We start from the raw sequence: 11845 nt of genomic DNA on the forward strand, positions 1-11845 counted from the left end.
CGATGACCTGCCCGACCACGAAGACAACTGAAACGAGGAGCTTCCCCGATGCCGGTTCCATCCAAGGAGAGGGTGACGGAGCTCATCTCCGATCTGGTGCAACGCCAAGGTTACGACTTGGAGGACGTTGCAGTCACCCTCGCGGGTCGGCACAGCGCGGTCCGGATCATGGTGGACAGCGACGCCGGACTCGAACTCGACGCGGTCGCGAACCTGAGCCACGAGATCTCCGAGGTCTTCGATTCGGTGTCCGATTTCGGGGAGTCGCCGTACACGCTCGAGGTCACGTCTCCCGGTATCGGCCGGCCGCTCACGCACGAGCGGCACTGGCGTCGTGCCCGCGGCCGCAGGGCGCGTATCGATCTCGCGCACGAGACCGTCGTGGGTCGGATCGGCCTCCTTGACGGCGACTCGGTCGCGGTGGTGATCGGCTCGCGCACGGGCCCGGAGGTTCGGCGTGTCGCGCTCCCGGACATTCAGAAAGCTGTTGTGCAGGTGGAATTCTCGAAACCCGACCCGAGGGAGCTGGAACTCGCCGGCGGGATTCCCGAGGGTCGAGTGGCACCCGCGGACGCAGACGCGTCGGGAGATGAAGAAGTAGTAGAGGGGTTGGACAAGTGAATATCGACATTGCGGCGTTGCGCGCCATCGAGGCCGACAAGGGCATCTCGATCGAGACCGTCATCTCGACCATTCAGACCGCGTTGCTCACCGCCTATCGGCACACCGAGGGGCATCAGCAGCACGCACGGATCGACGTCGACACCAAGAGCGGCATCGTGCGGGTGATGGCGCACGACGTAGACGCCGACGGCAACATGGTCGGCGAGGAATGGGACGACACCCCGGAAGGTTTCGGCCGGATCGCCGCGACCACCGCCCGCCAGGTCATCCTCCAGCGGCTGCGGGACGCCGAGCACGAGCGGAGCTTCGGCGAGTACTCCACCCACGAGGGCGAGATCGTCGGCGGCGTGATCCAGCGCGACACCCGCGCGAACTCCCGCGGCATGGTCGTCGTGCGGATCGGCAGCGAGGCCAGCGGCGCCGAGGGCCTGATCCCGCCCGCCGAGCAGGTGCCCGGCGAGAACTACGAGCACGGCGAGCGGCTCAAGTGCTACGTCGTCGGTGTGGCCCGTGGGCAGCGCGGACCTCAGATCACGCTGTCGCGCACCCACCCGAACCTCGTCCGCAAGCTGTTCGCGCTCGAGGTTCCGGAAATCGCGGACGGTTCGGTCGAGATCATCGCCGTCGCCCGGGAGGCCGGGCACCGGTCGAAGATCGCCGTCCAGTCACGGGTGCAGGGACTGAACGCCAAGGGTGCGTGCATCGGGCCGATGGGCCAGCGGGTGCGCAACGTGATGAGCGAACTCGCCGGCGAGAAGATCGACATCATCGACTTCGACGAAGACCCGGCCCGGTTCGTCGGCAACGCGCTGTCGCCGTCGAAAGTGGTCTCCGTCACTGTCGTGGACCCCGATGCGCGGGCCGCGCGTGTCGTCGTCCCCGACTTCCAGCTGTCCCTCGCCATCGGCAAGGAAGGGCAAAATGCCCGTCTTGCTGCGCGCTTGACCGGGTGGCGAATCGACATCCGCAGTGATGCCGCACCCGCCCCCGAGTCGGCAGGCGGACCCGCCGCGACCAGTCGTTGAGCCGGGAATGCGGAGATCGGGGCGAGTCGGCGGTAGAGTGGTCAATGGTTCAGCATGAGCATCCCGATTCTGCGCGCGTTCCTACCGGTTCACCGGTCCGAACATGCATAGGATGTAGGGAGCGCGCGCTGGCTGTCGATCTGCTCAGGGTTGTGGTTAGTGAGAGTGGGCCGCAAGGTCATGTTCTCGCCCCGGACCCGAGGCACAGGCTTCCCGGTCGAGGTGCGTGGCTGCACCCCGCCGAGGCTTGCCTGAGTCTCGCGGAACGACGCCGAGCATTCGGCAGAGCACTGCGAGTAACCGGAAGTGTCGACACGTCAGAAGTCGACCACTGGGTACGAGCAGGGCACCCACCCAGAGCAGTACCTCTCGAACAGAACAGGCACAAGCACTCATGAGCACACCGTGAAGCACCAGCGATGATCGTCCATCGGAGATAACCCGAGGTCGTGCGGGCCCCTCTCAGGGGAGCCTCCTGCTCGACCTCATCAGTGAGGAGAGCAGTGGCAGGCAAGGCCCGCGTGCACGAGTTGGCTAAAGAACTCGGTGTCACAAGTAAAGAACTACTCGCAACGCTCAAGGAGCAGGGCGAGTTCGTGAAGTCGGCGTCCTCCACAGTGGAGGCGCCCGTCGCCAGGCGTCTGCGGGAATCCTTCCCGTCGGCGAAGTCCGCCGATTCCGCAGCCCGTCCGGCTGCCAAGCCCGGCGCACCCGCGCCGAGCACCCCGGCGACCGCTGCGAAGCCGGGCGGTCCCCGTCCCGGCCCGAAGCCGGCAGCTCCGGCTCCGGCTCCGGTCGCACCCGCTGCGGCAGCCCCCGCGGCCACCCCCGAGGCGCAGGCCCCGGCTCCGGCCGCACCCGCAGCAAGAGCTGTCACCCCGGCTGCCCCGGCGACCAATGCTCCCAAGCCCGGTCGCCCCACACCGGCTGCCCCGGCTCCGGCCGCACCCGCACCCGCAGCTCCGGCCGCACCCGCAGCCCCGGCTGCCAGTGCCCCCGCGGCTCCGTCCACGGGCGCCAAGCCCGGCGGACCCCGTCCCGGCCCGAAGCCCCCGCGTGTCGGTAACAACCCGTACTCCTCGGCTCCCGCCGAGCGTCCGGCACCCCGCCCCGCTCCCGGCGCACCGCGTCCGGGTGCACCCCGTCCGGCTCCCGGTCAGGGCGGACCTCGTCCGGCTCCCGGTCAGGGCGGTCCCCGTCCGGCACCGGGTCAGGGCGGACCTCGTCCGGCACCGGGTCAGGGCGGTCCCCGTCCGGCTCCCGGTCAGGGCGGACCCCGTCCCAGCCCCGGCTCGATGCCTCCTCGCCCGAACCCGGGCGCGATGCCTGCACGTTCCGCACGTCCCGCCCCCGGCGGTCGTCCCGGCCGTCCCGGCGGAGCCCCCGGCGGTCGTCCCGGTGGCGGCGGCGGTGGATACCGCGGTGGCGGAGCCCCCGGTGCCGGCGCAGGTGCGCCCGGTGGCGGAGCGCCCGCAGGTGGTTTCCGCGGTCGTCCCGGTGGCGGTGGACGCCCCGGTCAGCGCGGTGCGGCAGCAGGTGCGTTCGGTCGCCCCGGTGGTGCCCCGCGTCGTGGTCGCAAGTCGAAGCGGCAGAAGCGCCAGGAATACGATTCGATGCAGGCGCCCGCCGTCGGCGGCGTGCGGTTGCCCCGTGGCAACGGCGAGACCATTCGCCTCGCCCGCGGTGCATCCCTGTCGGACTTCGCGGAGAAGATCGACGCGAACCCCGCAGCGTTGGTGCAGGCACTGTTCAACCTCGGCGAGATGGTGACAGCGACCCAGTCGGTCAACGACGAGACGCTGGAACTGCTCGGCGGCGAGATGAATTACGTCGTCCAGGTCGTCAGCCCGGAGGACGAGGACCGCGAGCTGCTCGACAGCTTCGACCTCACCTACGGCGAAGACGAAGGTGGCGAAGAGGACCTCGAGTCCCGTCCGCCGGTGGTCACCGTCATGGGCCACGTCGACCACGGTAAGACCCGACTGCTCGACACGATCCGTAAGGCCAACGTCCGCGAGGGCGAGGCCGGCGGCATCACGCAGCACATCGGTGCATACCAGGTGCTGACCGAGCTCGACGGCAACGAGCGTCTCGTGACGTTCATCGACACCCCCGGTCACGAGGCCTTCACGGCCATGCGTGCCCGTGGTGCCAAGGCCACCGACCTCGCGATCCTGGTCGTCGCCGCCGACGACGGCGTCATGCCGCAGACGGTGGAAGCGATCAACCACGCCCAGGCGGCCGACGTGCCGATCGTGGTCGCGGTGAACAAGATCGACAAGGAAGGCGCGAACCCGGACAAGATCCGGCAGCAGCTCACCGAGTACGGACTGGTCGCCGAGGAATACGGCGGAGACACCATGTTCGTCGACATCTCGGCGAAGCTGGGCACCAACATCGACGCACTGCTCGAAGCCGTGCTGTTGACGGCGGACGCTGCCCTGGACCTGCGGGCCAACCCGGACATGGACGCTCAGGGTGTCGCCATCGAGGCGCACCTCGACCGTGGACGCGGCCCCGTCGCGACCGTGCTCATCCAGCGCGGAACGCTGCGGGTCGGCGACTCGATCGTGGCCGGCGACGCATACGGACGTGTGCGCCGCATGGTCGACGAGCACGGCGACGACGTGCTCGAGGCCCTGCCTTCGCGTCCCGTCCAGGTGGTCGGATTCACGTCGGTCCCCGGTGCAGGCGACAACCTGCTCGTGGTCGACGAGGACCGCATCGCCCGTCAGATCGCCGACCGGCGCAATGCGCGTAAGCGCAACGCACTGGCCGCGAAGAGCCGCAAGCGCATCAGCCTCGAGGACCTGGATTCGGCTCTCAAGGAGACGTCGCAGCTCAACCTCATCCTCAAGGGCGACAACTCGGGAACCGTGGAGGCCTTGGAAGAGGCCCTGCACGGCATCGAGATCGACGACGAGGTGCAGTTGCGGGTCATCGACCGTGGTGTCGGTGGCGTCACCGAGACCAACGTCAACCTGGCCGCTGCGTCGAACGCGATCATCATCGGGTTCAACGTCCGCGCCGAGGGCAAGGCGACCGAGTTGGCGAACCGCGAGGGCGTCGACATCCGGTACTACTCGGTGATCTACCAGGCCATCGACGAGGTCGAGAAGGCTCTCAAGGGCATGCTCAAGCCGATCTACGAAGAGGTCGAGCTGGGCAAGGCGGAGATCCGCGCGATGTTCCGTTCGTCCAAGGTCGGCAACATTGCCGGTTGCCTCGTCACCTCGGGTACCATCCGTCGCAATGCGAAGGCCCGGCTGCTGCGTGACAACACGGTTGTCGCCGAGACCGTCACCATCTCCTCGCTGAAGCGGGAGAAGGAGGATGTTGTCGAGGTACGCGAGGGTTACGAGTGCGGTTTGACGGTCACCTACTCCGACATCAAGGTCGGTGACGTCATCGAGGCCTACGAGCTTCGGGAAAAGCCGCGCGACTAGTCACCATCCGTTTGGGGTGACGCAGCAGCGTCATCCGGCGTGCGCTTCCCTGGCCGATCGACTCGGCCGGGGGAGCGCACGTCTCCCCGAAGGAGGAAAGTTTGTACGTCGGTGCGCTCGAGCTCGACATCTTGCTCGGTGACGTGCGATCTCTGAAAGAGAAGCGTGCAATGGTCAAACCGGTTCTGGCGGAGCTGCGACGTTACGGCGTCTCGGCGGCGGAGACCGGGGAACAGGATCGGTACCGCCGGTCGATGCTCGGTGTCACGATGGCGAGTTCGGCGGTCGATCACGTACACGAGGTACTCGACACGTGCGAACGGCACGTCGCCGAGCTGCCGGAACTGCAACTCCTTGCAGTCCGGCGACGGATTTTCGGCCCCGAGGACTGACTCGGAGTGCCCTGCCCGCCCCGCCGCATCTGCGGCCCGGCGTGCAGAATGAACTACAGCTACACACGCAACTTCACAACTTATTCAGCGGCCAGGGAGAGGAGTCTGATTGTCATGGTGGATCCCGCCCGGGCACGCAAACTCGCCAAGCGCATCGGCACGATCGTCGCGACAGCGATCGACCACGAAATCAAGGACCCTCGCCTGGCGTTCGTCACGGTCACCGATACCAAGGTGACGGCCGACCTCCACGACGCCACCGTGTACTACACCGTCATGGGCGCCGACCTCGAGTCCGAACCGGACCTCGCCGCCGCAGCCGCGGGGCTGGAGAAGGCGAAGGGCGTTCTGCGCTCGAAGGTGGGCGCAGGCACTGGAGTCCGGTTCACTCCGACGCTGACGTTCGTCGCGGACACCGTCCCCGACACCGCACGGCACATGGAGGAACTCCTCGCCCGCGCTCGCGCCGCCGACGACGAGGTCGCGCGTGTCGCGGCCGGTGCGTCCCCGGCCGGTGACCCCGACCCGTACAAGGAGCCCCGAGCCGAGGACGCGGACGACGCGGAAGTCGACGAGCCCTCCGGTTCCCGCCAGGCGGACTGACACGCACCGACATGACCCACACTCAGGAGACGTCCCTGTCTGATCTCGATCGTCGCGAGGTGTTTCTGCCGCAGGCGGTCGCCGTTCTCGAGAACGCGACGTCGGTGACGATTCTGTGTCACGTCCAACCCGATGCCGACACGATCGGCAGTGGACTCGCCCTGGCGTTGGTGCTCGAGCGCAAAGGGATTCCGGTACAGGTAGCGTTCGGCGCGCCCGACGAATTGCCGGAGTCGATGCGGGAACTGCCGGGCACCCACCTGCTGGTGCCTGCGGATCAGGTGCGCCGCAACGTCGACCTGCTCGTGACCGTCGACTGCGGCAGTGCCGGGCGTCTCGGGAAGCTCGCCGACCGGCTCGCGAACGCGGGCAACACCCTCGTCATCGATCACCACCGGTCCAACACCCGTTTCGGTCGCATGAACCTGATCGACGAGTCCGCGGAATCGACGACCGCTGTCGTGGCGCAGATGTTCGACCTGTGGGGTGTGGACATCGACGCCGACCTCGCGCACTGCCTGTATGCGGGACTCGTGACCGACACCGGTTCGTTCCGCTGGGTGCAGCCCGGCACCCACACGCTCGCCGAGAGGCTGCTCGCCACCGGAATCGACGGAGCCCGCATCGCGCGGCGCCTGCTCGACACCCACCCGTTCGGCTGGCTGCCCATGCTGTCCTCGGTGCTCGGATCGGCGACGCTCGTCCCCGACGCAGCGGGAGGGCGGGGACTGGTGTACGCCGTCATCCGGCAGGCCTACATCGGAGACCTCCGCTCGGAGGAGGTCGAAAGCGTCATCGACATCGTCCGGACGACGTCCGAGGCCGAGGTCGCCGCAGTCCTCAAGGAGGCGGTGGACGGCACCTGGTCGGTGTCGCTGCGATCGAAGTCCGACGTGGACGTGTCGGTCGTCGCCGGGTATCTCGGCGGCGGCGGTCATCGGTTCGCCGCCGGTTACACGGCCGAGTGCTCTGCGGACGAGATCGTGACCTCGCTCGTCGAATCGCTCGGCTGAGGTCCGAATTCGTTGGCTGACGTCTCAGAAGTCACGGGCGACGCGACCGCCCGGACGGTGTTCGGGCTGGCGCTGCCCGCGCTCGGTGTCCTCGCTGCCGAACCGATCTATCTGCTCTTCGACATCGCCGTCGTCGGTCGGCTGGGCGCTCTGGCGCTCGCGGGTCTCGCCGTCGGCGGTCTCATCCTCGCCCAGGTCAGCACGCAGCTGACGTTCCTGTCCTACGGCACAACGGCGCGCGCGTCCCGCATGCACGGTGCCGGCGACGAGCGCGGCGCGGTCCGGGAGGGCGTGCAGGCCACGTGGCTGGCACTGGGCATCGGCGCGCTCGTGATCGCGCTGGTCCACCTGTTCGCGCGGCCGGTCACCTCGGCGATCGCCGGCGGCTCCGACATCGCGGCGGCCGCCGAGAGCTGGCTGCGGATCGCGGTGTTCGGGGCCCCGCTGATCCTCGTCGCGATGGCGGGCAACGGGTGGATGCGTGGCGTGCAGAACACGGTGCGGCCCCTCCGTTTCGTGATCGCCGGTCTCGTCGTGTCGGCCGTGGCCTGCCCGGTGCTGGTGCACGGATTGTGGGGCGCGCCGCGGCTGGAACTCGAGGGTTCGGCGGTCGCGAACGTTATCGGTCAGGCGCTGTCCGCGAGCCTGTTCGTCGGAGCGCTGGTGGTCGAGCGGGTGCCGTTACGTCCGCGATGGAGCGTCATGCGCGCCCAGATGGTGCTCGGCCGAGACCTGATCCTCCGGAGCCTGGCCTTCCAGGCGTGCTTCCTCTCGGCTGCGGCCGTCGCGTCCCGGTTCGGTGCGGCGGCGGTCGCCGCCCACCAGGTGGTGCTGCAGCTGTGGAACCTCGTCGCCCTCACCCTCGACTCCCTGGCGATCGCCGCACAGGCGTTGGTCGGTGCCGCGCTGGGCGCCGGACACGCCAAGGGCGCCACGCGACTGTCGTGGCGCATCACCCGATGGTCCACGGTCTTCGCGACAGGGCTCGCCCTGATCTTCGCCCTCGGCCACGGGGTGATCCCCGAACTGTTCACCTCCGATCAGGCCGTGCTCGACGAGATGGCGGTGGCTTGGTGGTTCTTCGTCGCGATCATGCCGGTCGCCGGAGTGGTGTTCGCCCTCGACGGCGTACTGCTCGGGGCCGGCGACGTCGCCTTCCTCCGGAATGCCACGCTGTCCTGCGCGTTGGTCGGATTCCTTCCACTGATCTGGCTGTCGATGCTGCACGACTGGGGTCTTGCGGGAATCTGGACGGGACTCACGGTGTTCATAATTCTTCGGATGCTCGCGGTCGTATGGCGCGTCGGAACGGGCCGGTGGGCAGTGGTCGGGGCCGACCTGCAGACACGACACGGATCGGACAGCGATCCCGCGGCGGAACACGATCGGAAAGGTGGTTGACGTGGCACCCAAACTGATGGCGGTGAGCGACGTCCATGTGGGGCACCGGGGAAACCGCCCGATCACCGAGGACATCTATCCCGACTCGCCCGAGGACTGGCTGATCGTCGCGGGCGACGTCTCGGAGAAGACCGACGACATCCGATGGGCGCTGAAACTCCTGCGCAGTCGTTTCGCCGAGGTCATCTGGGTTCCCGGCAACCACGAACTGTGGACGACGGCGAAGGATCCGGTGCAGATCCACGGCGCCGCCCGCTACGACTACCTGGTCACCATGTGCCGGGAGATCGGCGTCATCACCCCCGAGGATCCGTTCCCGGTGTGGGAGGCCGAGGACGGCCCGATCACCCTGGCCCCGATGTTCCTGCTGTACGACTACACGTTCTTGCCCGACGGTGCCACCACCAAGGAGGAAGGTCTCGCGATCGCGCGCGAGAAGAACGTGGTGGCCACGGACGAGTTCCTGCTGTCGAGCGAACCGTACGGAACCCGGGATGCCTGGTGTCGCAGCCGCGTCGAGACGACGAAGGCCCGGTTGGACGCCCTGCCCGCGGGCACCCGCACCGTGCTGATCAACCACTTTCCGTTGGTGCGTCAACCGACGCAGGTGCTGTGGTACCCGGAGTTCTCCCTGTGGTGCGGTACCGAACTGACCGCGGACTGGCACACCCGGTACAACGCCGTCTGCGCCGTGTACGGGCATCTGCACATTCCGCGCACCACCTACTACGACGGGGTGCGGTTCGAAGAGGTGTCGCTCGGCTACCCGCGGGAGTGGCAGCGGCGGGGACTCCCGGACCGCCTCCTGCGACAGATCCTCCCGGTGCCGGAGTACCCGCCGGGAACGCTGAACAAGTGGGGAGGCCACTTCAAGGTCACCCCCGAACAGGAAGCCGAAGTGGAGAAGATGCGGGCGAGGGGGGCCCTGTGATCGAGAGAATTCTGCCTGCCGGTGTGGTGTCGTCGGAACTGTTCGAAGATCCGCCGGGCCTGCGTCCGCACCCGCAGGAGGAGGCGCTCATCGGCAGGGCGGTGGAGAAGCGGCGCCGCGAGTTCACCACCGCACGTCATTGCGCCCGCCTGGCGATGACGAAGCTGGGCGTGGACCAGGCCCCTGTTCTGCGGGGCGACAAGGGTTCCCCCGTGTGGCCGCGCGGGGTGGTCGGAAGCCTCACCCACTGCGACGGTTACCGCGGCGCGGTGCTCGGCTACGCCATGCAGGTGCGGTCCGTGGGGATCGACGCCGAACCGCACGAGGCGCTGCCCGACGGTGTGCTGGACGCGGTGAGCCTGCCCGCCGAACGCGACTGGCTGTCGGGCGCGGCGGACTCCGGGCAGTGGCGCTCCGCCACCGGCGGTCCGGTGCACCGGGACAGGCTGCTGTTCTGCGCCAAGGAGGCCACGTACAAGGCGTGGTTCCCGCTCACCGCCCGGTGGCTCGGGTTCGAGGACGCGCACATCACGTTCGAGGCGTCCGGGGACGGCACGGGCACGTTCCATTCGGATCTCCTGATCTCCGGAGAGACCGTCGACGGCCCACCGCTGGCGTCGTTCGACGGACGGTGGATGGTGTCCGACGGCCTGATCATCACCGCCATTGCGGTGCACTGATTTCGGTACTGTGCGGTGCACTGATTTCGGTGCGGTGACGTCGGCTGGCAGAATCGGACCTCGTGTCTGCACGTGAAAAGCCCTCTTCCGGTCTCGTCGGCGCCGGACTGCTCATCGTCGACAAGGATGCGGGCGTCACCAGCCACGACGTGGTGGCCCGGTGCCGCAAGCTGCTCGGCACTCGGAAGGTCGGGCATGCGGGCACTCTCGACCCGATGGCCACCGGGGTGCTGGTGCTCGGTGTGGAGCGGGCGACGAAGCTGCTGGGGTTCCTCGCGTTGACCACCAAGGCGTACACGGCCACGATCCGGCTGGGTCAGGCCACCACGACCGACGACGCCGAGGGCGAGGTCGTGGCGTCGGCCGATGCGTCCGGCGTGACGGACGAGGAGATCGCCGCGCAGGTGCACACCCTCACCGGAGACATCCAGCAGATCCCGTCGAGCGTCAGCGCCATCAAGGTGGACGGCAGGCGGGCGCATGCACTCATCCGTGCGGGCGAGGAGTTCGAACTCGCTCCCCGTTCGGTCACGGTGTCCCGGTTCGAGGTCGTCGCGAGGCGAACCGAGGGCGCGTTCGTCGACGTCGACGTCGAGGTGGAATGTTCCTCCGGCACGTACGTCCGGGCGCTTGCGCGTGATCTGGGGATCGCGCTGATCGGCGTCGGCGGGCATCTCACCTCGCTGCGACGGACCCGGGTGGGACCGTTCACGCTCGAGCACGCGCGCACGCTGGAACAGCTCGCCGAGGAGCCGGGGGTCAGCCTCGACATCGACGCCGCCGCGCAGACCGCGTTCCCGCACCGGCAGGTCGACGCGGACGAGGCCGAATCGATCAGTCAGGGCCGGTGGCTCGAGCCGATCGGAATCAAGGGCGTCTACGCCGCCATCGATCCGAGCGGGCACACGATCGCGCTGCTCCAGGAACGTGGACGGCGGGCCAGTTCGGTGATGGTGGTCCGCCCCGCGACCCTGAGGTAGCGGTTCACACCAGCCAGATGGCCTGGGCTGCGGGATTTCCGAGCTCGACGGAGTCGTCGTGCGAGCCGAGCCGGATCGAGACGGTTCCGGCGTAGTCGCGTCGCTCCAGCACGGTGATCGTGACGTCCAGCGCAACCCCGACCGAGTCGAAGTACCGCAGCATCGCCGGGTCGGAGTCCGAGATCCGGGCGATGCGGCCGCTCTCGCCGTTGACGAAGTCGCTGAGCTGGCGTGCAGGGGGAGTGGGCACCGAGCCGTCGACCGCGGGAATCGGATCGCCGTGCGGATCGCGCTCGGGATGGCCGAGCTTGGCGTCCATCCGGGAGATCATCAGATCCGAGACGGCGTGTTCGAGTACCTCCGCCTCGTCGTGCACCTCGTCCCAGCCGTATCCCAATTCGTGCACCAGGTACGTCTCGATGAGGCGGTGCCTGCGGACCATTCCGACGGCGGCGACGCGCCCCGCCTCGGTGAGGGCGATGGACCCGTACCGGGCGTGATCGACGAGACCCTGGTCCGACAGTTTCCGGATGGCCTCCGACACGGTGGACGCCGACACCCCGATCTTCTCGGAGAGCAATTTCGTGGACACCCGCTCCTGCGACCACTCCTGAACGGTCCAGATGACCTTGAGGTAGTCCTGCGCCACTGCCGAGAGAGCCCCGGTCTCGGAGGTCGAGTCCTCGGTCACGCTCTGGTCATTCTTGTTCACGGCCACGCCATCGAGCTTAGGCAAGTCTTACCGGCGAG

12 protein-coding genes are annotated in these 11845 nt (G+C 68.2%); 11 read left to right on the top strand and 1 reads right to left on the bottom strand.

What is annotated here, in order from left to right:
- Nucleotides 1–48: 48 nt before the first annotated feature.
- From rimP to truB, 11 genes are all read left to right on the top strand, one after another.
- A complete protein-coding gene (rimP, locus tag RHA1_RS32470) occupies nt 49–621 on the top strand; it encodes a ribosome maturation factor RimP (protein ID WP_011598471.1) in 573 nt (190 codons plus the stop codon).
- Nucleotides 618–1649 (top strand): transcription termination factor NusA, encoded by a 1032-nt coding sequence (nusA, locus tag RHA1_RS32475; protein WP_009479806.1) that lies wholly within the window; start codon nt 618–620, stop codon nt 1647–1649. The genes rimP and nusA overlap by 4 nt, the downstream gene beginning before the upstream one ends.
- Before the next feature lie 44 nt (nt 1650–1693).
- The gene (locus RHA1_RS46540) at nt 1694–2047 is read left to right on the top strand and encodes a YlxR family protein (RefSeq protein ID WP_011598472.1); all 354 of its coding nucleotides are present in this window, start codon (nt 1694–1696) and stop codon (nt 2045–2047) included.
- A gap of 105 nt (nt 2048–2152) precedes the next feature.
- On the top strand, nt 2153–5095 hold the full coding sequence (gene infB, locus RHA1_RS46545) for a translation initiation factor IF-2 (RefSeq protein ID WP_011598473.1): 2943 nt from the start codon (nt 2153–2155) through the stop codon (nt 5093–5095).
- A 101-nt stretch (nt 5096–5196) separates the two neighbouring features.
- A complete protein-coding gene (locus tag RHA1_RS32490; RefSeq protein WP_005240674.1) occupies nt 5197–5487 on the top strand; it encodes a DUF503 domain-containing protein in 291 nt (96 codons plus the stop codon).
- A gap of 114 nt (nt 5488–5601) precedes the next feature.
- Entirely contained in the window at nt 5602–6090 is a 489-nt protein-coding gene (rbfA, locus tag RHA1_RS32495) for a 30S ribosome-binding factor RbfA (protein ID WP_009479808.1), read from the top strand.
- Between the two features lie 11 nt (nt 6091–6101).
- On the top strand, nt 6102–7103 hold the full coding sequence (locus tag RHA1_RS32500; RefSeq protein WP_011598474.1) for a DHH family phosphoesterase: 1002 nt from the start codon (nt 6102–6104) through the stop codon (nt 7101–7103).
- Between the two features lie 12 nt (nt 7104–7115).
- Nucleotides 7116–8504 carry an MATE family efflux transporter gene (locus RHA1_RS32505; protein ID WP_011598475.1) on the top strand — a complete coding sequence of 463 codons (1389 nt, stop codon included), beginning with the start codon at nt 7116–7118 and terminating at the stop codon, nt 8502–8504.
- Nucleotide 8505: 1 nt separating this feature from the next.
- A complete protein-coding gene (locus RHA1_RS32510; protein ID WP_011598476.1) occupies nt 8506–9435 on the top strand; it encodes a metallophosphoesterase family protein in 930 nt (309 codons plus the stop codon).
- Entirely contained in the window at nt 9432–10115 is a 684-nt protein-coding gene (gene npt / locus RHA1_RS32515) for a 4'-phosphopantetheinyl transferase Npt (protein ID WP_009479812.1), read from the top strand. The genes RHA1_RS32510 and npt overlap by 4 nt, the downstream gene beginning before the upstream one ends.
- A gap of 62 nt (nt 10116–10177) precedes the next feature.
- On the top strand, nt 10178–11095 hold the full coding sequence (gene truB / locus RHA1_RS32520) for a tRNA pseudouridine(55) synthase TruB (RefSeq protein WP_011598477.1): 918 nt from the start codon (nt 10178–10180) through the stop codon (nt 11093–11095).
- A gap of 4 nt (nt 11096–11099) precedes the next feature.
- Here the strand turns inward: truB and RHA1_RS32525 are convergent, their stop codons facing one another.
- Nucleotides 11100–11813 (bottom strand): metal-dependent transcriptional regulator, encoded by a 714-nt coding sequence (locus RHA1_RS32525; RefSeq protein ID WP_029539443.1) that lies wholly within the window; start codon nt 11811–11813, stop codon nt 11100–11102.
- Nucleotides 11814–11845: the final 32 nt, after the last annotated feature.

Origin of the sequence: Rhodococcus jostii RHA1 (assembly GCF_000014565.1) — a bacterium.
Taxonomy (GTDB): Bacteria; Actinomycetota; Actinomycetes; order Mycobacteriales; family Mycobacteriaceae; genus Rhodococcus_F; species Rhodococcus_F jostii_A.